Below are 25760 nucleotides of genomic sequence, written 5' to 3' on the forward strand. Positions count from 1 at the left end.
TCAGGGTCGTCTGCCCTCGGTGCACGGCTGGGTCGAGCGGCCTTGCCTGTTCACATGGCCCGGTGAGGGCTGGGTAAGGGGCAATGACCCACCGGGCCAAGGGCTTTGGGGGATGGGAGCCACGTCCGGAGATCGGGAGGGCCGGAGCGTATGACGCGGGCGGGTTCTCAGAGCAGGTGCCGGAGCACTGCCTCGGCGACGGCCCTGGCGCTGCCGGGGTTCTGGCCGGTGATGAGGCGGCCGTCCTCAACGACGTGGACGCCGAAAGGCGTCTCCGCGGTGCTGTAGGAGGCTCCGAGGTTCTTGAGCCGGTCCTCCAGGCTGTAGGGGACGGCGTTCGCCCGCTGGGCGAGTTCCTCCTCCCGCCAGGAAAAGCCGGTGACGTTCCTGCCCTTCACCAGGGGCTCGCCGCTGCCCAGAGTGACCTCGAGCAGGCCGCACGGCCCGTGACAGACGGCCGAGACGATCCGGCCGGTCTCGTAGAACTGTGCGACGAGCGTCTCCAGCGCCGGGCTCTGGGGGAAGTCGAACATCACGCCGTGACCGCCAGTGAGGTAGATGGCGTCGTAGTCGGCGACGTCAACCCCGGTTACGGCCCCGGTGTCCTTGAGCTTGTCCATGAACAGGCGGTCGGCGTACCGCTTGTCGGTGCCGAGGTCAGCGAGGATGGGGTGGGCGAGACTTTCCGGGTCGAGCGGCACGGGCCCACCCTGAATGCTGGCGATGGTGAGTTCGAATCCGGCCTGTTCGGCGACGTCGTAGAAATGTGTCAGTTCACCCAGCCAGAGACCGGTGCGGTATCCGGCCTTCTCATACTCGCCGCTGCTGGTGACGATGACGAGGATGCGGTTCGTGCGGGACATGGGATTCCTTCTGTCGAGCGTGGTTTGACAGTCAGGCGGAGCCTCCCGGGCGGGCAGCGTTGTTCGGGCGCGAACAGGCCCTGCCGTGTTCCGTCAGGCAGAAGGTGCACCGGTGAGGACTTCCACCCGGCCCGTGTCGAGTGAGTAGTAGGCGCTGACGACAGCCAGGTCGCCCTTCTTGACGAGCGGGGCGAGGTCGGCGTTGGACCGTAGGCCGGCGGAGGTCTGCTTGATGTGGATGCGGATCATGGCATCGACCGGGTCGGCGTGCTTGGTCTTCTGCGTCTCCTCGTACGCGGGCCGCAGTGCCTCGGCGATGGCCTGCAGGTTGCCGGGCAGCGGCTTGTTGTCCTGCAATGCCTTGTACGCGGCCTTGATGGCGCCACAACGCTGGTGACCGAGTACGACGATCAGTGGCGTCCCAGACGTCATGGGTCCGTACTCGACGGAGCCGGTGACCACTGGTCCCACCACCTGCCCACCGGTACGCATCACGAACAGGTCGCCCAGCCCGGTGTCGAACAGCAGCTCCGGCGGCACACGGGAGTCGATGCAGGACAGGATCACGCCGTAGGGATCCTGTTCTTCGGCGACGAACTGGCGTCGGTCGGGGTCCCGGTTGGGGTGCAGCAGCTTCCCGTCCACCCAGCGCCTGTTGCCATCCATCAGCTGGGCGAAAGCTGCCCGTGGCGAGTCAGGACGACCGGCCGAAGACGAACCCTGGGTATGCGGGGAGGGCGAGGAGGCCTGCGGAGCAGCCGCGTTCTCCGTCCTTGTGCTGTCCGTCTTCGACGAGCAGCTGGAAAGCGCGGCCACGGTGGCAACCAGTCCTCCGGTAAGTATGGATCTGCGTAGCGGTTGTCCAGCGGTGGCCATGAGTGTTTCCGTTCTGTGTGTCTCGTCACGGGGAGTTTGTAAAGCGCCGTAATACTTGCGGGAATGCCTGAAGGTGAATGCAGAGCGATCCCGACCGTGAAACCTGGACGCACAACCGATGGTGTAGTGAGCGCCTGTTCAGGGCCCAGCCCAATGTAGGAGTGTTCTCGCAGCCACCCCCGGTACCCCGGAAGTGAATGTGGAGGCGGCGATTGCTACTGGAGTACTAACGGGCCCCATCCGGAAGTCCCTGACACGGGATGCCGCCCATTGGTTTCGGCGCAGCGGGACGTCCGTTTTGCGTTCGCGGCAGGGTGATGGCCAGGTCGGTGGCCTGGCTTTCGTTTCGGGTGGGCGCCGGGTTCCACTGCTCCCGGTCGGCCTCAACTGGGCGCCGGGGTACGGCCGTTCCTTCCTCACGATCAGCCGGGCGCCCTTGGGTCGGCCGCCCGGGGCCGGGTTCGGGCAGCGGTAGATCTACGGAACGGATGCGGCCCTGTTCCATGACGGTCGCGCAGTCGCAGCTGTCGGCCACCGAGCTGGGGCGGCTGACAGCTGCGGCCTCTTGCGGTTCGGAAGCACGCACCGCCTGCCGCCCCCTGCTCGGTCGATCTCCATGGCGGTGCCGTGTCGCGGGGCGCCCGGGAACCTGGCCCGTCAGGAACGTGTGCGCGCGGTTCGCCTTCGTCCGCGGCGGGAGGGTTCGGCGGCGTCCCCGGCTCCGGTCAGGGCCAGGGCGCTTGTCCGGTCGGCCACGAGAGCGCCGGATCCGCTGTCCGCGTCCGTGTCGGGCCTGAGGTCACGGCGGGCCAGCCACCGGTCGATTCCCACGTTGAGCAACAGGCACACGGCACCCCAGCCGACAATCGTCGCCAAGTGGCCGCCGATACCGGTGCCGTCGAAGTAGAGGGCGGCGCGAACCACATCGACCGCGGCCGGCAGGGGCAGGACGTCGTTCAGGCCGCGGAAGAACTCGGGGACCATGTACAGGGAGATGGCTCCGCCGGAGGCCGGGACCCCGATCATCAGGGCGATCACCAGCACGGGAATGATGCCGGCGACGCCGAGGGTGCGGGTGAACACCGCGGTGAACATCGAGATGCTGAAGATCGTCAGTGCTCCGAAGCCGACCATCGCCCAGCCATGACCGTTGATCGCGCCGATCAGGACGTCGAACAGCACCCACAGCCACAGGGCCATGCCCACCGCCCAGCTCACCAGCATCGGCAGGAGCTGACGCAGCCGATTGATCTCCGGAGCGCCGCCACGCAGCGCCGCCATGATCACGAAACCGGACATGATCCAGGACATGGCCACGTACATGCTGTTGCTGCCGTTGGAGTCGGAGGCGTGCAGCGGCTTGATGTCGGTCATTTCCAGCGGCATCTTCTGGCTCTGGGCGATCTGCTGGAACATCCCCCGCAGTGCGTTGTGCTGGCCGGCTCCGGCTGCCGAGGAGGTGTAGAGCTTCGCCTCGCCGCCCTTGGCGGTGGGCAGCACGTACGCACCGACGACTTCACGCTCGCGGATCTGGTCGGTCGCCCTGTCGAGGGAGGTGCTGGTGGTCAGGGAGACCAGGTCGCCCAGGCCCTGCTGAAGGCCCTTGGTCGCCTGCTCGGCCTGTGCCCGGGAAGCGCCGACGACCACGACGGGCATGTCGCGGATCTCCGGCTGGTGCAGAGAAGCGCTCATCATGCCGACGACGGCGGTGAGGATGGCCAGCGGGAAGGCGGCCACCGAGAAGTACCGGATCCGCTTGGAGCGCACCGGGCCACCGGCCATCGCCGGCCGAGGGGCGTCGGGGTCGTCGGACGCCGGAGCGCTCGCGAGGGCGGTCCCCTTGCGGCGCTCCATCAGGAGGGCGAGCGCGAGGGTCGCGACCATCCAGAGGGCGAGTGTCAGCAGGTGCTTGCCCACCCCCCTGCCGTCGAAGTAGATGACCGACCGAAGTGCCTCACCCGTGGCCGGCAGCGGCAGCACATTGTGCAGGTAGCCGAAGAAGTCGGGCATCGCGTGGATCGGCGTGGCGAGGTTCGACGAGGGCACGCCGAAGACGACCCACAGCAGCATCCCGGGCAGTACCGCCAGCCCGCCCAGGGTCCTGGCGAACAGCAACTGACCGATGCCCACGGCTCCTGTCGCCAGTAGGCCGATTCCGACGAACGCCAGGTAGTGACCGTCGACCGCCCCCACGATCGGCCCCAGGATCAGCCATGTCACGGTACTGGTCAGCGCCGCCCAGCCGGCCAGCAGTGGCAGGAACCTGCGCAGGACGAGCAGGTGGGGTACCGCCGTGAGCATCCCGCCCAGCGGGACGTACCCGACCATGATCATGCCGATCGCGGCGAGCAGCACGGCGATGCCCGCGCTGTCCCCGGAGGGCAGCGGCGCGATGTCCTGGGTCCTGGTCGTCCAGTCGTGGCCCGCCGCCACTGAGGCCAGGATCTGTTTGACCATTCCCGCTTGCGAGGCGCCGGCTCCCTGGGCGGTGCAGACGGTCGCCTCCTTGGCACCGTCCGCGGGAATCAGTAGTACACCGGCGACGTCACGGTCCTTGAGCAGGTCGAGCGCCTTGCCGCGGTCAGCGACCAGCCGGGGATCGGCGGCGCCGTCCTGAACCGACTTCAGCTCGTCGACGACGGAGTCGGCCACGGCCCCCGAACCGACCACGGCGACCGGCATGTCCCGGGTCTTCGGTGAGTGCATGGTGCCCATGTAGGTCGCGTACATCATCGTGACCATGGCGAAGGGGATGAGGAAGAGAAAGACGAGCTTGGCGATCTCTCGCTTCCGGTCCGCCTCGGGCGAATCCGGCGCGCGCCCGCTCACCTCGGTGACGGGGGTCGGTGTCTCCATGACGTGCTCCTGATGGGCGGACTCAGAGCACGAAACACAAGCTCTTGTCCGTTTTTGGTGGTTGGGGTCGGGGAGGACCGCTGGTCGTGGGTGGAGCCCCGATCGGCGGGGCGGGGGCTTCGCCGAGATCGCGGGCGCGCGTCGGCCGAGGCGGTGAGGATCTGCTGGCAGGCGGTGGGAGGTGTCCGTGGACTGGGCACGGCGGCCCGGGTGTCGCGTGGCGTCGGCCGAGTGGGCGATCGATGCTGTGGCAGACCTGCCGCCCGGGGCACGCCGATGCCCCGCAGATGCCGTCTGTTTCCGGACGTTGTTCGCGTGCCTTCGGCCGGGTGCTCCCGGGTATGCGCGGTGCCACCCGAGGGCGTCGTCAACCTCGGCCGTGCTCAGCGGACTGGCCGGGAGTCGCCGTGAGGCTGCAGGCAGTTGCTGGAGATTCGTGCGGAGTCAGCGCGCGGCGATGTCGGCGAGCAGGGCTGTGACGCGCGCCTGAGCTCGCTCGATGACGTCGCCGCCGGGGGCGACGTGAACCCGGTCGGCTTCGATGGCGGCGATCGCCGACTCCGCGACCTCGCGCGGAGAGAGCTTCCCGCCGAAGTGTGCGGCGGCATTCTGCATCGAAACGGGAGCGCCGACCTGCAGGTCGATGGCGCCGAGCGCTGCGGAGTTCCGCCCGAGGGGAGTGTCGACAAGTCCCGGGCAGAGCACGGTCGCGCCCAAGGCTGGCGCCACGCGCTTCAACTCCTGATCGAGCGTCTCGGTCAGCCCTACGACTGCGTGCATGGTGGTGGTGTACGGCGTGAGGTCGGGCAGGGGTGCGAGGCCTCCGGAGGACGCGGTGTTGAGGAAGTGGCCCGTGCCTTGCTCGAGGAACAGGGGAGCGAAGGCCTTGACGCCGTGGACGACTCCGAGCACCTTGACACCGATCATCAACTCCCAGACGCGTGCCTCTTGTTCCCACATGGGGGCGGGAGGGGAGACGACGCCGGCGTTGTTGCAGACCAGATCCACTCGCCCGTAGGCGGCGATGGTCCGGTCGGCGAGCGTGCGCACGGAGGCCTCGTCGCTGACGTCCGCCACCATGGCGGTGACCTCTGCTCCAGCGGCCGTCAGCGACGCCTTCGCCTTGTCGAGGCCCTCCTCGCGGATGTCAGAGATGACCAACCGCACTCCGCGGTCGGCGAGGGTTTCGGCGAGGCCGTAGCCGATGCCGCTGGCCCCTCCGGTGATGACGGCGACCTGGTCCTTGGCGATGTGCATGCGTGCTCCTGCATTTGTCCGAGGCTACCGGAATTGAAGGGAATTCAATATCTAGGAATCCGCTGGTTGTTGAGGTGCGGTATTGGCTGCGAACCTCAATGACGAGCAGAGTGAGATCACGGATCAGAAAGGGCTGCAAACCGTTCCGTCGCGGCTGCATTCCCATGGCGCGGCGGCCACGGCGAGTCCGGTGGCGAGCCACGGGGGCGAGAGTCCTTTCGGGTCCACCTCATGCTAGGAGTGGATTCCCAGGCGTCCCCTGTACCCCGGAAGTGAATGGGGAGGCGGCGATTACTGCTGAAGTACTACCGGTCCTCATCCGGAAGACGCGTCGGCGTTGCGGCGAAGCCATTGCGGGCGCTCACCGTCTGGGGCGGTGCCGGTCTGCCGTCGGGGCAGGAAGGCAGCGAGCGCGCAGCACAGCGCGGCGGCGCCGGCGCCGATGGCCAGCACGGTCCTGAAGCCGTTCTCCGAGGGGAGGGCGTGGCCCGCGAAGTCGGTGGTCATCTGTGCCAGAACCACGCTGACGACGGCGCTGGAGAAGGAGGTGCCGAGGGAGCGCATGAGGGTGTTGAGGCTGTTTGCGGCGGCGGTCTCGGACACGGGTACGGCGCTCATGATGAGCGCGGGCATGGCACCGTACGCCAGTCCCATGCCCGCGCCGACGATGCAGCCGACCACGACCAGCTGCCAGAGCTCGGCCATCAGCACGGTGCCGGTCCCGTACCCGGCGGCGACGACCAGCGCGCCGGTCATCAGGGTGACCTTGGGGCCGCGCGCCTTCGTGATGCGGGCGGAGAGCGGGGCCGTGGCCATCATCACCAGGCCCATCGGGGCCATGGCGAGACCGACGGTCAGCAGGTCCCGGCCCATGCCGTAACCGGTCTGCTCGGGAAGTTGCAGCAGCTGCGGCATGACCAGGGACAGCGCGAACATCGAGAAGCCGATGGCGACCGACGCGAGGTTGGTGAACAGTACCTGGCGACGGGCGGTGGTGCGCAGGTCGACCAGCGGCGCACTGGTGCGCAGTTCGAAGCGTCCCCACAGGAGCAGCACGATGGCCGCAGCGGCGAACAGGCCGAGGGTGGTCGTGCTGCCCCAGCCCCAGTCGGCTCCCTTGGACACGGCCAGCAGCAGACAGACCAGTGCGGCCGAGATGCCGACCGCTCCCACCAGGTCGAAGCGGCCGCCTGAGCGCACCTCGGATTCGGGGACGGTCGTCACGACAAGGACCACGGCCAGGACGCCGAGGACCGCGGAGGCCCAGAACAGCATGTGCCAGTCGAAGTGATCGGCGATCAGGGCGGCCGCGGGCAGTCCCAGCGCACCGCCGATGCCGAGGGACGCGCTCATCAGGGCGGTCGCGCCGGGCAGGCGCTCGGCGGGCAGTTCGTCACGCATGATGCTGATGCCGAGTGAGACGGCGCCGGCGGACAGACCCTGCAGCACCCGGCCGATGATCACGGGCGTGAGGGAGTCGCTGAGGCCGCAGACCACCGAGCCGGCCACGAGGAGGGCGAGGCTGACCAGCAGCATGCGCCGCTTGCCGTACATGTCACCGAGTCGTCCCATGACGGGGGTGGCGACGGCACCGGCGAGCAGTGTGGCGGTGACGGCCCAGGCCGTGTTCGCCGGGGAGGCGCGAAGGAGTTCCGGAAGCCTGGGGATCAGGGGGATGACGAGGGACTGCATCAGCGAGACCACGATCCCGCCGAAGGCCAGGACCGCCACTACGGCGTTCGCTCGTTGAGCGGCGGACGCCTCTTCGGCGGCCGGCCGGGTTGGTGATGCGGACATGGAAGGGCCTCTCGGGTGCGGCGCGGAACAGGGGCGTGCGGACTCGGGGAAGTGGCATGGCGCATGGATGTGGCGGCGCTCCCCCGGGGAAGTGGGGGAGCGCCGCCCGCGACGGCGGCGGCCCGGCTGTGGGTGCGGGGGCCGATCGCGCGGCTACTCCTTCAGGCGGATGGCGGCCGCCGGACAGATCGCCGCGGCCTCCCGCACGCTCTCCCGGAGCTCGGCGGCGGGGTTCTCGGTGAGGAGGATGGCGATCCCGTCCTCGTCACGCTGGTCGAAGACCTCGGGTGCGGCGACGACGCACTGTCCCGCGGCGACGCACTTGGGCTCGTCGAACTCGATGTGCATGGTTCTCTCCTCTGGTGTGGGGGCCTGTGCTGCAACAGGTGGGGTCTTGGGCCGGGGGCAGGTCAGTCGTGGTCCCAGGCGAGCGGCAGGCTTTCCGGACCGCGGGTGAGCACCCCCACCTTCCAGACGACCTCCGCCTCGCACTCGTGGAACCGCAGGCCCGGGAAGCGGGTCGGCAGGGTGCGCAGGGCGACCTGCAGTTTCATCCGGGCGAGCGGGGAGCCCCAGGCGGTGGTGTGTGCCGTGCCCGAAGGCGAGGTGGGGGGCCTCGCGGCGCTCCAGGTCGAGTTGGTGGGGAGCAGGTGAACACGGACTCGTCCCGGTGGGCCGAGTGCAGGGTGACCACCACGGGCTCGCCGACCCGTTCTGTCACCCCGCCGACCTCGACGTCCTCAAGGGCGTAGCGGGCGAAGGGGGCGAAGGCGGTGCCGATCGACAGCGGGACGAAGCGCAGGAGTTCCTCCACCGGGCTCGCTGTAGGGCAGTGGCACCCTGCTCAGGGCATGGACGACTCCTTGTGTAGGCAAGGTTTTAACGAGATGACGCTATCGTTTATCTTTACGGTTCGGGAGCTCATCGAAGAGCATCACAGATAGTCGGCTATCGGTTGATAAGGTGGAGCGGTGACTGCTGAAACTCCGCGTCGACTGCGCGCCGACGCCGCCCGCAACTCCGAGAAGATCCTCCGGGCCGCGCGCGCGATCTACGCCGAGAGCGGCCCTGACGCCTCGCTGGAGGAGATCGCCCGTCGCGCCGGTGTCGGCATCGCGACGCTGTACCGGCGGTTCCCGAACAAGGAGGAACTCGTCCGGGCGGCGCTGGAACAGAAGATCACCGAGGAGATGTCGCCCGCGATCAGCGGAGCGCTCGCTGACAGCGACCCCCTGCGCGGGCTTGTGACGCTGTGGGAGGCATCGGTCTCCTTCGCGGCGCAGGAACGAGGCCTCCTCGGTGCCGTGCGCGACTCCGGTTCCCTGGCCTCCGAACTCTCCGAACCGTTCTACGAGGCCTTGATGGTGGTCACCCGACGGGCACAGATCGCCGGGCGAATCCGCACCGACCTCGTGCCCGACGACCTCCACCGGATCACGGTGATGCTGCTCAGCGTGCTGCACACGGTGCAGCCCGGGAGTGCCGGCTGGAAGCGCTACCTCACGCTGATGCTCGACGGCCTCGCGCCCGCGCAGCCCACTGTGCTTCCGCCGCCCGAGCCGCTCAGGCAGTGGCCGACGCGGGGTTCCCGGCCTGCCTGACAGAGGACGGCAGCCGAGTTCGGCCTGCCTGTCCACTGGAGGGGCCGTGGGACCGGCGGAGGGGGTGGCTGGGGCCCGCCGGTCCCACGGTGCGCCGCCTGACCTGTCCCTGGTACGGCGGCGCTGGGGCGGCTCCGCCGCGGAGGCCGCCCGTCCGTGGGTTCCTCCGTTACCAGGTGACCGGCAGTTCGTGGACGCCGAAGGCGGCCATGGTGCCCCGGAACGGGACCTCTTCCAGGGGCACGGCCAGGCGGAGACCGGGCAGCCTGTGCAGCAGCCGGGGCAGCGCCTCCGTCAGTTCCACCCGGGCCAGGTTCTGACCGAGGCACTGGTGGATGCCGTAGCCGAAGGCGATGTGTTCGCGGGTGCTGCGGGTGATGTCGAGGGACCCGGCGTCGTCCATGAAGGCGGGGTCGTGGTTGGCGGCGGGCAGGTTGACGGCGATGATGTCCCCGGCCTTGACCTCCTGGCCGCCGATGACGAGGTCCTCGTGGGCGGCGCGCCAGATCATGTCCTGGGCGATGGAGAGGTAACGCAGCAGTTCCTCGATGGCGTTCGCGACCACCTTGGGGTCGTCGCTGTGCCGGACCACGGCAGCCTGTTCCGGATGCTCCAGCAGGGTCAGCGTGCCCAGGCCGATCATGTTGGCGGTGGTCTCGTGGCCGGCGATGAGCAGGACGAGGCCGTTCATGGCCACTTCCTCCGGCTTGAGCTCTCCCGTCTCGACGCGCTCGGCGATCAGCCGGCTCATCAGGTCGTCGCCGGGCTCGCGTTGCTTGCGCTGCACGAGTTCCATCAGGAAACCGAACAGCTCGGCACTCGCCTGGCTCTTCTCCTGCGGGGTGACGTCCGGCTGGTTGATCGTGATGCTGTGCTTCTGGAAGAACTCGTGGTCCTCGTAGGGCACGCCGAGCAGCAGGGAGATGACCAGGGACGGCATCGGCAGTGCGAAGGCCTTGATGAGATCGGCCGAGTCGCCCTTGGCGGTCATCTCGTCGATGAACCGGTCGACCAGGGCACGCACCTGAGGGCGCATCGCCTCCACCCGCTTGACCGTGAAGTCCTTGGTCATCATGAGGCGGATCCGGGCGTGCTCGGGGTCGTCCATGCGCGGGAACGCCGGCACCTGCATCTGCTCCGAGCCCGGGTGCATGCGGGGGTAGCGGATGGTGTCGGCGCTGATCCGCTGGTCGGACAGGACGAACTTGACGTCCTCGTAGCGGGTGACCACCCAGGCGGTCTCGCCGTTCCACAGCCGCACCTTCTGCAGCCCGTCGCCCAGGCGCCACTGCTCGTACTCGGCAGGCAGATCGAGCGGACAGCGCGAGGAGCGCGCGGCGGGGTAGGGCGGCAGATCGAGGTTGCCGGTCGGATCGGTGGCGGTGCTCATGGGTCCTCCAGTGGGGGGTGGGTAAGGAGTCGCGGGCGTGGGGTTACGCGACGGACGTGCTGATGACTGCTTCCGTCCAGACGGTTCCGGCCGCGACGAGCGAGCGCCAGGCGCGAACGGCCTTGGGCGGCAGCCCCGCGGCGAGCACGCCGGTCAGCATGTCGCCGCGGCGGTAGACGACGAGGAGACGCCGGGCGTCGTCGGCCTGCAGGACGAGCGCCTCGTCGTGGCCGCGCAGATGGCCGTACGCGTGGATCTTGACGTCGTACTGGTCGGACCAGAAGTACGGAACCGGTGCGAACGGCCGCCGCTGGTCGGCGGAGAGGAGGTTGCGGGCGGCAGCCATGGCCTGCTCGGCGGCGTTCGTGCGGTGCTCGATGCGCATCAGTGTGCCGAAGAGCGGGTTGTGCCAGCGGGCCACATCGCCGACTCCTTGGACGTCGGATGCGGCCGCGCAGTACTCGTCGCACAGCAGCCCGTCCTGGAGGGCCAGGCCGCTGCCGTCCAGCCATTCGGTGTTGGGCAGGGAGCCGATGGCCACCAGGACGTCGTCGGCAGGCAGGACGCTGCCGTCGGACAGCAGGACACCGGTGACCCGCCCGACGGAGCTCTGGATCCCGTGGACCGAGGTACCGGCGCGCACGTCCACGCCGTGGGCCAGGTGTATCCGGGTCAGGAACCGCCCGGCGTCGTCGCCGACGGCTTGGCCCATGGGGACCGTGCCCGCTTCCAGGAGGGTCACCGTGACCCCGAGCGCCCGGGCCGTGGCCGCCACCTCCGCCCCGATGAACCCGCCTCCGACGATCACCAGGCGCCGGTCCGGTCGCAACCGTGCCTTGAGCGCCAGCGCGTCCTCGACTGTGCGCAGCACATGCACGCCGGACACGCCGTCGCAGCCCGGCAGACGGCGGGGACGGACACCGGTGGCGACGACCAGCGCGTCGTACGGCAGCAGGCTGCCGTCGGCGAGGTGCACCTGGTGGGAGTTCCGGTCCAGAGCGACGGCGGTGACTCCCAGGCGCAGGTCGAGGGCGAGTGCGTCGATGTCCACCGCCGGGCGCAGCGCCAGACGGTCCGGTTGCCAGTCGCCCTTGAGGAGTTGCTTCGACAGGGGTGGACGGTCGTAGGGGGCGTGGGGTTCGTCGCCCACGAGGGTGATCGCACCGTCGTGGCCTGCCCGGCGCAGTGCCTCCGCCGTGGCCAGTCCGCCCGCCGAGGCGCCGACCACCACGATTCGGTTCACGAGGCCGCCCCGCGGCCTGGCGCGCTGATGACGGCTGTCAGTTGCATCAGATGTCTCCTTTGCTGAGCCGTTGCGAGGAATCGCTCGACTCTCCGTACTGATAGCCACTCTCACCTGCTAGGGGGCATGGAGCAACCTACCTGAGAAGTAAGTGGCATCGGACCCCTCATCCGCTGGTCGCATCCGTAGGAATGAGCTAGAAAGAGCCACTTGAAGTGCGGTTTTCGTTCGTTGACGGCTTCTGTCAAAAACCGATAGCGTCCAATCGTTTCAGCGGCTTCAAGCCCTGAACGTCATGGCGTGCGCCCCTGCGGCACATGGCGTTCCGCGCCGCCCCTCTCGTGGGCGGAGGCCAGTTCACTCCCGGAAAGAGGCGAAGGATGACTGAGGCGTATCGGAACCTGATCGGCGGCACGCTGCGACCACCGGAGTCGGGGCGATGGATCGACGCGGAGAACCCGGCGACCGGTGAGGTCTGGGCGCGGATCCCCGCAGGCGGCCAAGCGGACGTGGACGCCGCGGTCACGGCCGCGAAGGACGCCTTCCCCGGCTGGTCGGCACTGCCGGCGGCGGTCCGCGGCCACTACCTGCAGCAGGTGGCGAGGGTCTTCGCCGCACACGGCGAGGAACTGGCCCGTCTCGAGACCCGCGACAACGGCCGCCTCCTGGGGGAGAACATCCAGCGCGCCGGTATCGGCATGGCGTTCGTGTGGAACCTGGCCGCGGGCCGGACGCTGGAGGCGGTCACCGGCGACAGTGTCGTGCTGGACCCGACCGGCTTCGGGTTCACTCGGCGCGAGCCCTACGGCGTCGTGGCGGCGATCGTTCCGTGGAACGCGCCGCTGGCGATGTTGTGCAACAAGGCGGCCATGGCGCTTGCCGCGGGCAACACCGTGGTCGTCAAACCGCCGGAGCAGGCGAGCGTGTCATCGCTGCGGTTCGCCGAACTCGTTGCCGACGTGCTGCCGCCCGGGGTCCTGAACATCGTCTCCGGAACCGGCGAGGACGCCGGAGCGCCCCTGGTCCGGCACCGGGACGTCCGGAAGATCACCATGACCGGGTCGACGGAGACCGGCCGGGCCATCCAGCGGGCGGCCGCCGACACACTCACCCCGAGCATCTTCGAACTCGGCGGCAAATCCCCCAACATCGTCTTCGCCGACGCCGACCTCGACACGGCGGCGCAGGGCGTGACGGTCGAGTCCGTCTTCACCGGCAACGCGGGACAGGTGTGCGTGGCCGGATCCCGGATCCTCGTCCAGCGGCCGGTCCTCGACGAGATGCTGAAGCGGATCCGCGCGATCACCGAGGGAATAGTCCTCGGTGATCCGGCCGACGAGGCCACCACCATGGGCCCCCTCATCTCCCGGGTGCAGTACGACCGCGTCGTCAGCTACCTCAAGTCCGGTGCGGAGAAAGCGGAGTTGGTCTTCGGCGGTCGGCACGGACCCGAACTGGTCCCCGAGCTCCCGGGCGGTCATTGGGTCGAACCCACCCTCTTCACCACCACGGACAACTCGCTGAGCATCTGCCAGGAGGAGATTTTCGGCCCCGTCGCCGTGGTCATCCCCTTCGACACCGACGACGAGGCCCTCGCGCTCGCCAACGACAGCCGCTACGGCCTCGCTTCCGGGGTGTGGACCCGTGACCTGGGCCGCGCGCTCCGCTTCGTCCGCGACCTGGACACGGGCAACGTGTGGGTCAACGCCTACCGCCAGACGCGGTACGAGCTGCCGTTCAGCGGCGTGAAGGACAGCGGCTACGGCCACGACGACGTCCTGGAGTTCACCCGGGAGAAGGCCGCTGTGATCAAGGCCTGACGCCCTGACGCACATCCGTACCACGCCTGCCGACGAGCACGTCGGCAGGTTTGCCCCCACCAACAATGAAGGAGAAAACGCATGGGTGACATGGATGGCAAGGTCGCAGTCATCACCGGAGCCGGCGCCGGCATGGCCAAGGCCTGCGCGGAGCTGTTCGTGCAGCATGGCGCCAAGGTCGTCGCCGCCGACATCAGCGGCAAGGAGAAGGACACCGCCGCCGAACTCGGCGAGGCGGTCGTCGTACCCGTGCACTGCGACGTTTCACAGGAAGACCAGGTCGTCTCGATGTTCGAGAGGGCCGTACGCGAGTTCGGCCGCGTGGACGCCGTACTGAACGTGGCGGGCATCGCCGACGGAGCACCGCTCGCCGACTCGACCCTGGAGATGTACGACCGGATCATGGCCGTGGACCTCAAGGGTGTGTTCCTGGGGACCAAGCACGGAATCCGTACCATGCGGACCACCGGCGGCGGCGCGATCGTGAACTGGGCCTCGCTGGCCGCCCTGGCCACCTCAGGTGCCTATGCCAGTGTCTACTCGGCCGCCAAGGCGGGCGTCATCGCACTGACCCGGGCAGCGGCGACCGAGTACGCCACCGACGGGATCCGTGCCAACTCGCTCTGCCCCGGCATCATCCTCACCGACATGGGCCAGAACGCGGTCCAGGCGGCACCGGAGAAGCTCCAGAAGCCGGCGATGCAACGCGGCGGCACCCCTCAGGAGGTCGCCGAACTGGCTCTCTTCCTCGCCTCGGAACGCTCCTCCTATCTCACAGGACTGGCCATTCCGATCGACGGCGGCTGGGGCTCGCTGCTTCGCTGAGCGCACCCGTCATCAGGCAGTGCGCATGGCGACGCAGGGAGCCGTAACACAAGTCCTGGGAGTTTTCTGGGAGTCGGAGCGTTCCGGCACGTGCGGCGGACGCTCCGGCCCGGGGGCCTGCGCTTCGGATTCCCGGAGAGCTCCCAGAACCTCTCCGAAACCCCGCGTGCGCGGCGGACAGGCTGGGCGAGCCCAACGCCATGCGGCCCCGCACCGCGTGCGGCACCGAAGCACAGCGGAGTACCACTGAGATGACTGCCATCACCGTCGAACCTCCACCAGGACGCTCTGCATGCTCACAGCGCACCCCATGGCGTTGGAGCAACTGGCCTACGACTGGACGGGGCGCGGCGGGACGGCCGTCCGGCGGGCCTGTCGCGGGATCGGCGTGCAGGATTGCGAGGACGCGTCCTACAGACGAGCGTCGGCATCACGGCGCAGGGAGGTCCGCACCGCGGCGCTCTGCGCTCTCGCGCAGCAGGCTCGCGAAGGTCTGGGCGGCGGGCGTGAGAGCGTGGTCGGCCATGCGGACCAGCAGGATGCGGCGGACCGGGGCGGGTGGCTGCAGGGGCAGGATGCTGACGCCGGAGCGGAGGCCCTCCAGAGCCAGGGCAGGGGCCAGCGCGACGCCGATGCCGGCCGCGACCATGGCCTGGGCCTCCTGGTAGTCGTGGGCCTCGTAGGCGATCTGCGGCTCGAAGCCGACGGCACGGCAACTGCGTTCGAGTGCCTCGGCCACCGGGTGGTTGTCGGCGCGGGTGATCCACGGGTCGTCCGAGAGGTCGGCAAGGGTGGCAGAGGCGCGGCCCGCGAGGGGGTGACTGCCGCCGACGAGGAGCGCCGGAGGGTCGTCGGCGAGCGGGACGACGACCGCGTCCTCCCGCTCGATGCGGCACCAGTCGTAGTCCCACATCAGGGACATTTCGATTTCCCGGTTCTCCAGCATCGACCAGAGTCCGGCGATACGGGCACTGCGCACAGTCAGCCGTACGCCGGGGTGTGCCTCACGGAAGGTGATCACCGCTCGGGGCAGCAGGGAAGCTCCGGCGGTGGGGAAGGTGCCGACACGCAGCGTGCCCGTGCGCAGTCCCGCGAAGTCGGCGAGTTCGTTGTCCGCGGCCTTCAGCTCGCGCTCGATCCGTTCCCCGCGCTCGGCCAGCGCGCGCCCCGCATCGGTGAGGGTGACGCCCCGCGCATGGCGCTCGAGGAGCGGTTGCCCGGCCTCTTCCTCCAGGCGGTTGACCTGCTGCGACACCGCTGACGGGGTGTAGTTCAGGGCGCGTGCGGTCGCGGACACGGAGCCGCGGCGGGCCACCTCCGCGAAGAGCAGGATGCGCCGTACGTCGAGCACTGTGCCACCTCCGTCATTAACTTCAACTTAATACCCATGCAGATTTCCGAGATTGTACTTCACGCTGCCGTCGCTCACTGTGGATCGCACCCCGCACGGAAGCGCCGTCCGGGCATCCACAAGGAGTCTGTTGTGTTGCGTCTGCAGGGCGAGATGATCCGCGGCGGGACCAGCAAGTGCTGGATCTTCGACCGCCAGGACGTGGTGGCCACCGGCGTGGACGTCGACACCCTCCTGCTCGCGGCCTTCAACGCAGCCGACCCCCGCCAGATCGACGGCGTGGGCGGTGCCTCCTCCACCACCTCCAAGGCCGCCGTCGTCGAGGCGTCGAGTGAGCAGGGCGTCGACATCGAGTACGCCTTCGCGCAGGTCGGCGTCGGCGACGCGCGGGTCGAGTGGGCCAGCAACTGCGGCAACTGTGCCACCGCCGTCGCCCTGTACGCCGTCCATCACGGCCTGGTACCTATCACGTCGGAGTCCACCACCGTCCGCATGCTCAACGTCAACACCGGGGCCCGCCTCACCGGCACCATCCCCACCCCCGGTCGCGCCGCTCCGGACGAGGGCACGGCCAGGGTGCCGGGCACCGACGCACCTGGAGTGCCGGTGCTGCTCGGGTTCCAGGACCCGGCGGGCTCCACCACCGGCCGGACGCTGCCCACGGGGCATGTCGTGGACACCCTGCCCGGGCCCGGCGGACCGGTCGAGGTGTCCTGTGTCGACGCAGGGGCTCCCGCCGCGCTCTTCGAGGCCAAGGCGTTCGGCCTCGACGGCGACGCACCCCTCGACGACTTCGCCGGCGTGGTGCCCGCCCTCACCGTGCTGCGCCGGCAGGCGGCCCTCGCCATGGGCCTGGTCGACGAGAACGACCCGATCAGCCACGCGGTGCCGAAGGTCGGCGTGGTGGCCCGACCTGCCACGTATCGGACCACCCATGGCGCTCTGGTCGCTCAGGACGAGTACGACCTGGCCGTACGCATGGTCTCCATGCACGCCCCGCACCCGGCGATAGGCCTCACCTCGGCCGTCGCCCTGGCCACCGCGGCCGCCATCCCCGCCACGCTGGCCCACCGCGTCGCCCGGCAGACCGCCGAAGGCACGCTGCGCCTGGGCACCCCCGCCGGCGTGATCACCGCCGAGACCGTCCCCGCACCGGACAGCGCGTCCCCCACAGTGCTGCTGCACCGCGCCGCCCGCCGCATCGCCCGAGCCGAACTCCTCGTTCCCGTCCTGGAAGGACGCCCCGCATGAGCCGCAAAGAAGCTGCCCAGGCCACCGTCGCCACACCACCGGGCCGCATCCGGCGGATGCTGTCCCACCTCTACGTCCAGTGCCTGGTCGGCGTCCTCGCGGGCGCCGCCGTGGGCTGGCTGTGGCCGTCCTTCGGCGCCGAGCTGAAGCCCCTGGGCGACGGCTTCATCGCCCTGGTGAAGATGACCATCGCACCGCTCATCTTCTGCACGGTGGTCCACGGCATCTCCTCCCTGGAGAGCATGAAGGCCGTCGGGCGGGTCGGGCTCAAGGCGCTGGTCTACTTCGAGATCCTGACCACGATCGCCCTGGTCATCGGCCTGGTCGTCGTCAACGTCGTCAAGCCGGGCGAAGGTCTGCACGTCGACCCGAGCACGCTGAGCACGTCCGGGCTGCCCGAGGCTGCCACGGCTCAGCACGAGAGCTTCGCCGACTTCATGCTCTCGATCATCCCGCAGACCCTCGTCAGCGCGATGACCGGCGAGGAGATCCTGCCGGTACTGCTGGTCTCGATCATCTTCGGCTTCGGCATCCAGGCCGCCGGTGAGGCCGGAGCGGGCATCAAGCGTGGGGTGGAGAGCTTCTCCAAGGTGATGTTCATCGTCATCCGCTGGGTCATGCGGCTCGCGCCCGTCGGCGCCTTCGGCTCGATGGCGTTCACCATCGGCAACTACGGCCTGGACACCCTGCGTCACCTCTTTCTGCTGGTCGGCTCGTTCTGGCTCACGGCCCTCGTCTTCGTCCTGGTCGTCCTCGGCTCGGTCATGCGCCTCAACGGGCTGCGCCTGCTGCCCTACCTCCGCTACATCAAGGACGAACTGCTCATCGTCCTCGGCACCTCGTCCAGCGAGCCGGTCCTGCCGCGGCTGATCGACAAGCTGGGGCACCTCGGCGCCTCGAAGCCGGTCGTCGGCCTGACAGTCCCCGCCGGCTACTCCTTCAACCTCGAAGGCACGGCGATCTACCTCACCACGGGCGCGGTGTTCCTGGCCCAGGCGCTGGACATCGACCTCAGCCTCGGCCAGCAACTGACCATGCTCGCCGTCATGCTTCTCACCTCCAAGGGCGCCGCCGGCGTCACCGGCTCCGGATTCGTCGCCCTGGCCGCGAGCCTCAGCGCGATCCCGCACGTGCCGGTCGCCGCGCTGGCGCTGATCTTCGGGATCGACCGCTTCATGTCCGAGGCCCGCGCCCTGACCAGCACCGTCGGGTACGGCGTCGCCACCATCGCCGTGGCGCGCTGGGAGGGCCAGCTCGACGAGGACCGCGCCAAGGCCGTCCTGCGTGGGGAGATCCCCTACACCCCCGCCGACGAGGCCGACGCCCCGAGGACGGCCCCGGAACCGGCCCCCGCACCGGTGCCCGCCATCGGGTGACGCGCACTGCGCACCCCTGGGACCGCCGGTCCGGAGCTCCGACTCCGGACCGGCTCCTCGCGTGCATCAGGAGAGCCCACGACAGGACGCGCGGCACACCGGGACGTCCTCGTGATCGGCAGCGGAACGGCCGGCTTCGGGGCCGCGCAGTCCGCCCGCAGGCCTGCGGAGCAGGTGACGACAATCGAACCCGGGCTCTCAGCTTGGGAAGCGACGCCACCCGCCTGCAGGTGCCGCCGAAAAGCCGGACCGGCCATGGGGTGTCGGGCCCACCGCAGTGGCGTGGGGCAGGCGGGCAGGCTGGTGGCCCGGCTGTCGAGGGCGCCGGTTTCCACGACGCCGGCCGGGTGGAGCTGCTCATAGGGACAGGGGGGCCGGTTGGTCGGGGGTTGGAAGTGCCGCGAGCCGGTGGCGCAGAGCATCGGTGATCAGGTCGGCCCAGGGCCACTGCCCGGCGAAGCGGAGGACGCGGCGCATGCCGGTTGCTCGGGCAGCGCGGATACGGTCCTTGGCCCTCGCACTCTGGCCGTGTGGTGGGTGTGGGTGCCCAGCAGGTCAGGCGCATGCCGTCGGCGTGGGTGAAGTGCAGCTGGGTGCCGGGGTGCGGCCGTTCCTGTCGCACGATGCTGAATGCTGTGCGGTCGACACCGGTGTGCCGAGGGGATCACCGGGTGCGGATCCATACGGTCTTCTCCCGGGTCCACTGGTCGAAAGCATTGGTCGATTTCTCCACGCCGCCGAATCCGGACTGTTTCCAGCCACCGAAGGGCGTGGTGATGTCACCTTCGCTGTAGGCGTTGACGGAGACCACACCGGCCTGGACGCCGCGTGCCAGCCGGAGGGCGGTGTCGAGGTCGCGGGTCCATACCGAGGCGGCGAGCCCGTATTCGGTGGCGTTCGCCAGGTACATCGCCTCGTCTTCGGTGGTGAAGGTCTGGACGGTGACGACGGGGCCGAACAGCTCCTTGGTGAGGACGTCGCTGCCCTCGGGGGCGTGGGTGATCACGGTGGGCGGGTAGTAGGCCCCACGCTGCGGCAGGCCGTGCGGCAGCCCACCGGTGTGGATGCGGGCTCCACCGGCCCGGGCGGCTTCCACCGCCGCCGCGACCCGGTCGAAGGCCGCCCGGTTGATCAGCGGCCCCACCTGAGTGCGTGGGTCCGCAGGATCGCCGATGACCAGGCGTTTCGCGGCGGTCGTGAACCCTTGCAGTACCTCGTCGGCGATGCTGCTGTGGACCAGGACGCGGGAACCGGCCGTGCAGTTCTGCCCCATCGTCAGGAATGCGGCCTCGATCATGTGGTCGATGAGTTCGTCCCCGTAGGCGAGCGCGTCGGCCATCAGTACCTGGGGGCTCTTGCCGCCCATCTCCAGCGAGACGCGTTTGAAGTTGCTGTCGGCCGCGTCCTTGAGGATGCGGCGCCCGGTCTCGGTGGAGCCGGTGAACGAGAGGGCGCCCACGACGGGGCTGCGGGCCAGGGCGGCGCCGGTGAAGGAGCCGTGGCCGGTCAGAACCGTCAGGACCCCCTCGGGGAGGCCGGCCTCGGCGGCGAGTCCGGCCAGGTGCAGGGCCGAGCGGGGGGTCGCCTCGGCGGGCTTGACCAGCAGGCAGTTGCCCGCGGCGAGGGCGGGGCCGACCTTCCACGCGGTCATGGCCAGCGGGTAGTTCCAGGGCAGGATCGCCGCGACCACCCCGACCGGTTCCCGGGTCATGAGGCCGAGGCCGTCGGGTCCGCCGGGGGCGATTCTGCCGAACACCTTGTCGGCCGCTTCGGCGAACCAGCGGATCGACTCGATCGCGCCCGGTACGTCGCCGGTCAGGCATTCTGTGATCGGCTTTCCCGCATCCTCGCTGTCCAGCCGGGCCAGGATCCCGGTGTCGCGTTCCATCAGGTCGGCCAGTCGCAGCAGCACCGCGCTGCGCTCCCGGACCGGCCGTCCGGACCAGACACCGGATACGAAGACCTGTTCCGCCCGCTCGGCGGCCTTGGTGACGTCCTCGGCACTGGTGGCCGGCACGGTGGTGATCAGTTCGCCGGTGGCCGGGTTGACGACCTCCAGCGTGGCGGGGCCCTCGACTGCGGTCATTTCTCCTCCACCAGCTCCCAGCGTCCGTCGGTCTGCCGGGCCAGCCCCCGGCGGCGCAGCTCGTCCAGATAGCGGGCCATGCCGCGCTCCCCTCTCCGCCGGAACAGCGGGAACGCCCTCGGCAGCAGGTTCGGCGCCAGCATCGCGAACCGCACCAGGCGGGACTCGCCGGTCCGGGGATAGGCCTCCAGGCGGGGCTTGTCGAGCAGGCTCACCACGGCCGCGACGACGTCGGCGGGCTGCTGCGGCGGATCCTGGAACTGCACGGAGTTCCCGCCGTCCACGGCCTCCTGGCGCAGCATCCGGGTGTCGGTCGCCGACGGCAGCACCGACCCGGCCAGGATGCCCTTGCTCCTCAGGTCGAGCCCGAGGGCGAGCATCGCCCCGCGCAGCCCGAACTTCGAGGCCGTGTAGATGGGGGTCTCGCCCAGCGGGAAGATCCCGCCGAGGGAGACGGTGGTGACCACGCGGGCATCCTGGGAGGCTCGCAGCAGCGGGATCGCGATCCTGGTAGCGACCAGCGGCGAGGTCAGGTTGAGGGTGATCTCCTCCTCGATGCTCTCGACGCTGCGTACGTCGAAGCGTTCGGCGTTGGTCATTCCCACGTTGTTGACAAGCACGTCGAGGCGGCCGTACACGTCGGCGACCTGATCGAAAAGGTGCGCCACCTGGGCCCGGTCCACCAGATCGCAGCCGAGGGCCGTGTGGCCGGCGCCGGGCAGCTCGGCGGCGACCCGCTTGGCGCGGGCCACGTCGATGTCGACGACCACGCAGCGGGCGCCCCCGACGGCGAAGCGTCGGCACATCGCGCTGCCGATCCCGCCGGCGCCGCCGGTCACCAGCATGACCTTGTCACGGAAGTCGAAGCCGCTCACGAGACCGCCTCCACGTCCCGCAGGGACCGCACGCGCGGCGGCAGGCCCTCGGTGCGCCAGCCCATCTCGGCGGTGACCTTGGCGAGGTGCTTCACGAAGGCCCCGCTGTCGACGTAGCCGGTGTGCCGGGGGGAGTCGACGAACCTGAGGCCGCCGGACAGGTCCGGGCGGTCGGTGCGGATCATGCCCGCGAACCGCTGTGCGTTCGGCAGCCCCTGCGCCACGTCGTCGATGTGCCCGGCGATCATCTGCGCCTGGGTGTCGAAGAGCCGGTACGCGCCGGAGTTGGTCTCGACGAAGCCCACTCCGAACAGGCCCTGGTGGTCGCGGGAGAACGACGACAGGTACAGGTCGGGGTGCTGCTCGTCGCCGAAGTACTTCTGCGCGACCGGCACCTGGTGGACGTAACCCGTGGCCAGCAGGATCAGGTCGAAGTCGTCGCGGGTGCCGTCCGTGAAGTGGACCGTGCGGCCCTCGGTGCGGGCGATCCCCGGCCTGGCTGTGATGTCGCCGTGCTGGAGGTGGTGGATCAGCATCGAGTTGATCGTGGGGTGGGTCTCGAACAGTTTGTGGTCCGGCTTCTGCAGGCCCAGGCGCGTCGGGTCGCCGTTGATGATCCGCAGGAGGGTGCCGAAGACCCGCTGCGCCAGCCACATCGGCAGGTGCGGTCCGTCGTTGGCGATGGTGTCCACGGGCCGGCCGAAGAGGTGCTTGGGGATGAACCAGTAGCCGCGGCGCATGCTGATCACCGCGTGGTCCGCGCTGCGGGCCGCGTCGCAGGCGATGTCGCAGCCGGAGTTCCCGGCGCCCACGACGAGAACCCGCTTGCCGCGCAGTTCCTCCGCGCTGCGGTAGCCGACCGTGTGGCGGATCTCCCCGGTGAAGTGGCCGGGCAGTTCAGGGACGTTGGGGTGCCACTGGGACCCCGTACACACCACGACCTGGCCGTGCACGGTCTGCCGTCCGTCGGTCCGGGTGACCGTCCAGGTGCCGTCGGCGTTCTTGTCCACGCTTTCGACCTCGACGCCGAACTGGATGCGCTCCGTCAGTTCGTAGGCGTCGGCGAAGGACGTCAGGTACGAGAGGATCTGCCGGTGCGGCGGATAGTCGGCGAATTCGTCGGGCATCGGAAATCCCCCGAAGCCCGAGAGGGTTTTGCTGGAAATGAAATGGGCCGACTCGTACATCGGGCTGCCGGGGCTGTCGATGTCCCAGATGCCACCCGGGCCTGTGTGCCGCTCAAGATGCGTGTACGGCAGGTTCCGCTCCGTCAGGGCTCGGGCGACCGCGAGCCCGGCAGGTCCCGCTCCGATCACGCAGGTGTCGTACTGGATTTCTCCCATGAGGCGGATCCCCTTTTCTGTCGGTCCGCAGTCCCGTTCCCGAAGGGCCAAAAACGGAAGGGCTGAAGCGCTCAAGCGCTGAAAGGAACGTATTCATCTGCAGTTCAGCGGGAAATGGTCCGGCCGGTCAGAGAGGGGGCCTGGGCGGCCATGCGAAAGACCGTGCGGCCATCAGGAGGGCGAGGACGAGTGCGGCGGGGATGGCGTAGGCGAGGCGGAAATGGCCGGTGGACCCGAGGATTCCGGCGGCGGCGCCGCCCGCGAGCACGCCCGCGTAGTTGAAGACGTTCATACGGGCCAGGACCGCCTCGGTCGCCCCCGGTCGCAGGCGTCCGGCAGAGGCGAGGCAAAGGGGCACGAGTGCGGAGACCCCGAGCCCGGTGCACGCGGCGGCCAGGACGGCGTACGGCCAGGCGGGGGCTGCCGCCAGTCCGGCCAGCGCGGCGGCGGTGAGCACCGTGGCGGCACGGATCACCGCCACCGGGCCGAGGGTGCGTACGAGACGGTCGGCGCAGGCCCGCCCCGTGACGGTGCCCACCTGGTAGGCCGCATAGGCTAGAGGTGCGAGGGACAGGGCGGTGTCCAGCGTCTGGTGGAGGTACAGCGTCGACCACGACGAGACCGTGGAGTCGATGACATAGGCGACGAGGAGGACCAGGCCGAACGGAGCGAGTCTGCCCCACAGTCCGCGGCCGAGCGCGACGGAATCTCCGCGGGACTCCTCATGGGCGGACACGGCGAGGGGGGAGTCGGTGGGAAGCTCGTGGGCGCGGACGGTCAGGGCAAGGGCCAGAACAAGGCCGGCCTGAGCGGTCAGCGTGTACTCGACGGGCCGGCCGAGGTGAGCGGTGCCCGCGGTCAGCAGCGCGGCCGCGATTCCGGCCGCGCTCCAGGCGGCGTAGAAGGAGGCGAAGATGCTCCGGCCGTAATGGCGTTCGACGGCCGTGGCCCGCGCGTTCGCCGACACGTCGATGCAGCCCAGGGCCATGCCGAACAGTGCGTAGGACACGGCGGCCACGGCCCGGCTGGGAGCCCAGCTGATCAGCAGCAGGGCCGCGGCGGTCGCCAGGACGGCGGCCCGCATCGCGGCGACCAGCCCGACACGCCGGATCACGGCCAGCCCGGCGAAGCTGCCGACGCCCGCGCTGAGCGCGACGGTCACGACGAGCACGGTCATCGTCAGCGGGGAGAGCGCGAGACGCTCCTTGACGGCGGGCACCGTGGTGGACACCGCGGCCACCGCCGCTCCCTGGGCGGCGAACACCGTCGCCACAGCCCTTCGGGCCGCGGCATGAGGGCTGCGGCGCACGGATCGTCGCCGGGCCGGGGTCTGAACAGGTGCGATCATGGCGAGCCTTCGGTACACCGGCGCGAGAGCGCAGAACGGGCGGGTTCGGCACAAGGTAGGGACGGCGAAAAGACGTGTGCAGCGCGCCGGAGGCCGAAAAGGGGGCCCCGGCGGCCACCCCCGCGACAGGCGGGGCCCGGCTGCTTACAGTGAGGCGAGAAACGCCCTGGTGAGAGGGGACGCGATGCCCGATGCTCCCGCCCCGGTCACATCTCCGGGAACGAACCGCAGCACCTCGGCGACCATCGCGCCGAACATCCTGCGCTACCTCGGCCGGGTCGCCGGCGAGTCCGGCGTCGACCTGCAGCCGCTGCTCACCCGCGTGGGACTGGACCCGGCGGTGATGGGCTCCGCCGCGCTGCGGGTCTCCTACCGGCAGGGCAGCGACGTCATCCGCCAGGCGGTGCGCCTGACCGGCGACGATCATCTGGGGCTGCGGGTGGGCGCGGCGCAGCACCTCACGGCGTGGGGGCTGATCGGCCTGGCCATGATGGCCGCCGACACTCTTCAGGACGCCATCGAGACCGGCGTGCGCTATCAGAACCTGTCCGGGGCGATGACGGTGTGGTCGGCCCGCCGGGAGGACGCCGGCTATGTGGTGCGCGCCGATCTGCCGGACCCCGCGCTGGATCCGACGGTCGCCGTCTTCCTGACCGAGGAGGCGTACTCCAGCGTCGTCACCCTCACCCGGCTGAGCGTCGGTGCCGCGTTCGCCCCGCAGGCGGTCGAGTTCGCCTTTCCCGCCCCGCGCGACATGCGCCCGTTCGACGACCTGTTCCGCTGCCCACTGCGCTTCGACGCCGTCGGGAACCGCATGGTGTTCCCGGCCCGGTGGGCCCGTGCGGCCATGCCGGGCCGGGACCCCATCACCTACGCGTCGGTGCTTGAGGTACTGGAGAAGGAGATGGCCTCACGGCGCGACCAGCAGGACCTGCTCGAGGTGCTGGAGATCTCCGTCGCGCAGAGCCTCCCCGCCGTCCCCTCGTTCCCCGAGCAGGCCCGCAGGCACGCGTCCAGCGAACGCACCCTGCGCCGCCGCCTGGCCGAGTGCGGCACCACGTACGAGGCGATCGTCGACGGGGTGCGCCGCGAGCAGGTCGAACAACTGCTACGACGACCGGACCTGACGCTCCGTGACATCACACGCCAGGCGGGCTTCGCCGACGTGAGTGCACTCCGGCGGGCGGTGCGCCGGTGGCACGGAGTGACCCCGCTCGAGTTGCGCACGGGACTGCTGGAGCGGGAGGCACCCACCGGCCGACCACACGCGTGACGCTCGCCATCCCTCACAGGGGCGCGCGGGCGGCCCGACGTCGCTACGAGCGCCTGCGGAGACGGTCCTCGTCACCCACCTGATCGGCAACACCATCAGGCACAGCCCATCTGGTACGCCGATCCGCATCAGCGTGGGGCCTCACGGATCCGCGCCATTGGGGCCGCGCACCTCCGTGCGACCCCAGGCGGAGGCCGGCCGCCGACGCGGCTCATCGCTGAGTACATCCGCTGGTCCTCCCCCTGCATGGGGTTCTCCGGGTGCTTCGGGAGGAGGGGGACCCCTACCCGAGGAGGAGGCAGCAGCGGCGTATTCGCTTCCCTGGTGCC

The 25760-nt window shown here is 69.7% G+C and carries 20 protein-coding genes and 1 pseudogene; 6 read left to right on the plus strand and 15 right to left on the minus strand.

Annotated elements, in window-relative coordinates; translation table 11 throughout:
* Nucleotides 1-167: 167 nt before the first annotated feature.
* From AC2XR2_RS42190 to AC2XR2_RS42220, 7 genes are all read right to left on the minus strand, one after another.
* Entirely contained in the window at nucleotides 168-863 is a 696-nt protein-coding gene (locus AC2XR2_RS42190; protein ID WP_491518052.1) for a type 1 glutamine amidotransferase domain-containing protein, read from the minus strand.
* Nucleotides 864-956: 93 nt separating this feature from the next.
* Nucleotides 957-1529, minus strand: a complete 573-nt coding sequence (locus tag AC2XR2_RS42195; RefSeq protein ID WP_449350961.1) for a carbonic anhydrase — start codon at nucleotides 1527-1529, stop codon at nucleotides 957-959.
* A gap of 867 nt (nucleotides 1530-2396) precedes the next feature.
* A complete protein-coding gene (locus AC2XR2_RS42200; protein WP_491518053.1) occupies nucleotides 2397-4595 on the minus strand; it encodes an ABC transporter permease in 2199 nt (732 codons plus the stop codon).
* 444 nt (nucleotides 4596-5039) lie between these two features.
* Nucleotides 5040-5852 carry an SDR family NAD(P)-dependent oxidoreductase gene (locus AC2XR2_RS42205; protein ID WP_491518054.1) on the minus strand — a complete coding sequence of 271 codons (813 nt, stop codon included), beginning with the start codon at nucleotides 5850-5852 and terminating at the stop codon, nucleotides 5040-5042.
* A gap of 315 nt (nucleotides 5853-6167) precedes the next feature.
* On the minus strand, nucleotides 6168-7649 hold the full coding sequence (locus AC2XR2_RS42210; protein WP_491518055.1) for an MFS transporter: 1482 nt from the start codon (nucleotides 7647-7649) through the stop codon (nucleotides 6168-6170).
* Nucleotides 7650-7802: 153 nt separating this feature from the next.
* On the minus strand, nucleotides 7803-7997 hold the full coding sequence (locus tag AC2XR2_RS42215; protein WP_449350957.1) for a ferredoxin: 195 nt from the start codon (nucleotides 7995-7997) through the stop codon (nucleotides 7803-7805).
* Nucleotides 7998-8059: 62 nt separating this feature from the next.
* Nucleotides 8060-8203, minus strand: coding sequence for a hypothetical protein (locus tag AC2XR2_RS42220; protein WP_491518056.1), 144 nt, complete (start codon nucleotides 8201-8203; stop codon nucleotides 8060-8062).
* Nucleotides 8204-8620: 417 nt separating this feature from the next.
* Between AC2XR2_RS42220 and AC2XR2_RS42225 the strand changes: the two genes are divergently transcribed.
* Nucleotides 8621-9250: a TetR/AcrR family transcriptional regulator gene (locus AC2XR2_RS42225; protein ID WP_449350955.1), complete on the plus strand. Its 630-nt coding sequence runs from the start codon at nucleotides 8621-8623 to the stop codon at nucleotides 9248-9250.
* 169 nt (nucleotides 9251-9419) lie between these two features.
* On the opposite strand, the gene AC2XR2_RS42230 is transcribed toward AC2XR2_RS42225, so the two are convergent.
* Together AC2XR2_RS42230 and AC2XR2_RS42235 are read right to left on the minus strand one after the other, a co-directional pair.
* Complete coding sequence (locus tag AC2XR2_RS42230; protein ID WP_491518057.1) at nucleotides 9420-10640, minus strand: cytochrome P450; 1221 nt, start codon at nucleotides 10638-10640, stop codon at nucleotides 9420-9422.
* A gap of 43 nt (nucleotides 10641-10683) precedes the next feature.
* The gene (locus AC2XR2_RS42235; RefSeq protein ID WP_491518058.1) at nucleotides 10684-11883 is read right to left on the minus strand and encodes an NAD(P)/FAD-dependent oxidoreductase; all 1200 of its coding nucleotides are present in this window, start codon (nucleotides 11881-11883) and stop codon (nucleotides 10684-10686) included.
* Nucleotides 11884-12263: 380 nt separating this feature from the next.
* Here AC2XR2_RS42235 and AC2XR2_RS42240 point away from each other — a divergent pair, with 380 nt between their 5' ends.
* Nucleotides 12264-13703 carry an aldehyde dehydrogenase family protein gene (locus tag AC2XR2_RS42240; RefSeq protein WP_491518059.1) on the plus strand — a complete coding sequence of 480 codons (1440 nt, stop codon included), beginning with the start codon at nucleotides 12264-12266 and terminating at the stop codon, nucleotides 13701-13703.
* A gap of 81 nt (nucleotides 13704-13784) precedes the next feature.
* Nucleotides 13785-14528, plus strand: coding sequence for an SDR family NAD(P)-dependent oxidoreductase (locus tag AC2XR2_RS42245; protein WP_491518060.1), 744 nt, complete (start codon nucleotides 13785-13787; stop codon nucleotides 14526-14528).
* Between the two features lie 430 nt (nucleotides 14529-14958).
* Here AC2XR2_RS42245 and AC2XR2_RS42250 read toward each other — a convergent pair whose 3' ends face one another.
* Nucleotides 14959-15879, minus strand: coding sequence for a LysR family transcriptional regulator (locus AC2XR2_RS42250; protein WP_491518061.1), 921 nt, complete (start codon nucleotides 15877-15879; stop codon nucleotides 14959-14961).
* 132 nt (nucleotides 15880-16011) lie between these two features.
* Here AC2XR2_RS42250 and AC2XR2_RS42255 point away from each other — a divergent pair, with 132 nt between their 5' ends.
* Both AC2XR2_RS42255 and dctA read left to right on the plus strand, forming a co-directional pair.
* Complete coding sequence (locus AC2XR2_RS42255) at nucleotides 16012-17130, plus strand: PrpF domain-containing protein (RefSeq protein WP_491518062.1); 1119 nt, start codon at nucleotides 16012-16014, stop codon at nucleotides 17128-17130.
* Nucleotides 17127-18506 carry a C4-dicarboxylate transporter DctA gene (gene dctA, locus AC2XR2_RS42260; protein WP_491518063.1) on the plus strand — a complete coding sequence of 460 codons (1380 nt, stop codon included), beginning with the start codon at nucleotides 17127-17129 and terminating at the stop codon, nucleotides 18504-18506. Before AC2XR2_RS42255 ends, dctA begins: the two co-directional genes overlap by 4 nt.
* A 357-nt stretch (nucleotides 18507-18863) precedes the next feature.
* On the opposite strand, the pseudogene AC2XR2_RS42265 reads toward dctA, so the two are convergent.
* The 5 genes and pseudogenes from AC2XR2_RS42265 to AC2XR2_RS42285 form a co-directional block, all read right to left on the minus strand.
* Nucleotides 18864-19131: pseudogene (locus tag AC2XR2_RS42265) on the minus strand (hypothetical protein); the annotation flags it as partial.
* A 39-nt stretch (nucleotides 19132-19170) separates the two neighbouring features.
* Nucleotides 19171-20592, minus strand: coding sequence for an aldehyde dehydrogenase family protein (locus AC2XR2_RS42270; protein ID WP_491518064.1), 1422 nt, complete (start codon nucleotides 20590-20592; stop codon nucleotides 19171-19173).
* Complete coding sequence (locus AC2XR2_RS42275) at nucleotides 20589-21467, minus strand: SDR family NAD(P)-dependent oxidoreductase (RefSeq protein WP_491518065.1); 879 nt, start codon at nucleotides 21465-21467, stop codon at nucleotides 20589-20591. The genes AC2XR2_RS42270 and AC2XR2_RS42275 overlap by 4 nt, the downstream gene beginning before the upstream one ends.
* A complete protein-coding gene (locus AC2XR2_RS42280; protein WP_491518066.1) occupies nucleotides 21464-22810 on the minus strand; it encodes a flavin-containing monooxygenase in 1347 nt (448 codons plus the stop codon). The genes AC2XR2_RS42275 and AC2XR2_RS42280 overlap by 4 nt, the downstream gene beginning before the upstream one ends.
* A gap of 127 nt (nucleotides 22811-22937) precedes the next feature.
* Nucleotides 22938-24158: an MFS transporter gene (locus AC2XR2_RS42285; protein WP_491518067.1), complete on the minus strand. Its 1221-nt coding sequence runs from the start codon at nucleotides 24156-24158 to the stop codon at nucleotides 22938-22940.
* 184 nt (nucleotides 24159-24342) lie between these two features.
* Here AC2XR2_RS42285 and AC2XR2_RS42290 point away from each other — a divergent pair, with 184 nt between their 5' ends.
* On the plus strand, nucleotides 24343-25431 hold the full coding sequence (locus tag AC2XR2_RS42290; RefSeq protein WP_491518068.1) for an AraC family transcriptional regulator: 1089 nt from the start codon (nucleotides 24343-24345) through the stop codon (nucleotides 25429-25431).
* Nucleotides 25432-25760 lie beyond the last annotated feature (329 nt).

This window comes from Streptomyces sp. LS-MS-L19 (genome assembly GCF_058382285.1).

Excerpts from the sequence above, each read along its gene's own strand:
- dctA (WP_491518063.1), top strand. The coding sequence starts at position 17,127 with ATGAGCCGCAAAGAAGCTGCCCAGGCCACCGTCGCCACACCACCGGGC.
- AC2XR2_RS42200 (WP_491518053.1), bottom strand. The coding sequence starts at position 4,595 with ATGGAGACACCGACCCCCGTCACCGAGGTGAGCGGGCGCGCGCCGGAT.
- AC2XR2_RS42230 (WP_491518057.1), bottom strand. The coding sequence starts at position 10,640 with ATGAGCACCGCCACCGATCCGACCGGCAACCTCGATCTGCCGCCCTAC.
- AC2XR2_RS42215 (WP_449350957.1), bottom strand. The coding sequence starts at position 7,997 with ATGCACATCGAGTTCGACGAGCCCAAGTGCGTCGCCGCGGGACAGTGC.
- AC2XR2_RS42290 (WP_491518068.1), top strand. The coding sequence starts at position 24,343 with ATGCCCGATGCTCCCGCCCCGGTCACATCTCCGGGAACGAACCGCAGC.
- AC2XR2_RS42270 (WP_491518064.1), bottom strand. The coding sequence starts at position 20,592 with ATGACCGCAGTCGAGGGCCCCGCCACGCTGGAGGTCGTCAACCCGGCC.
- AC2XR2_RS42245 (WP_491518060.1), top strand. The coding sequence starts at position 13,785 with ATGGGTGACATGGATGGCAAGGTCGCAGTCATCACCGGAGCCGGCGCC.
- AC2XR2_RS42190 (WP_491518052.1), bottom strand. The coding sequence starts at position 863 with ATGTCCCGCACGAACCGCATCCTCGTCATCGTCACCAGCAGCGGCGAG.
- AC2XR2_RS42280 (WP_491518066.1), bottom strand. The coding sequence starts at position 22,810 with ATGGGAGAAATCCAGTACGACACCTGCGTGATCGGAGCGGGACCTGCC.
- AC2XR2_RS42240 (WP_491518059.1), top strand. The coding sequence starts at position 12,264 with ATGACTGAGGCGTATCGGAACCTGATCGGCGGCACGCTGCGACCACCG.
- AC2XR2_RS42285 (WP_491518067.1), bottom strand. The coding sequence starts at position 24,158 with ATGATCGCACCTGTTCAGACCCCGGCCCGGCGACGATCCGTGCGCCGC.
- AC2XR2_RS42210 (WP_491518055.1), bottom strand. The coding sequence starts at position 7,649 with ATGTCCGCATCACCAACCCGGCCGGCCGCCGAAGAGGCGTCCGCCGCT.
- AC2XR2_RS42195 (WP_449350961.1), bottom strand. The coding sequence starts at position 1,529 with ATGGATGGCAACAGGCGCTGGGTGGACGGGAAGCTGCTGCACCCCAAC.
- AC2XR2_RS42220 (WP_491518056.1), bottom strand. The coding sequence starts at position 8,203 with ATGAAACTGCAGGTCGCCCTGCGCACCCTGCCGACCCGCTTCCCGGGC.
- AC2XR2_RS42205 (WP_491518054.1), bottom strand. The coding sequence starts at position 5,852 with ATGCACATCGCCAAGGACCAGGTCGCCGTCATCACCGGAGGGGCCAGC.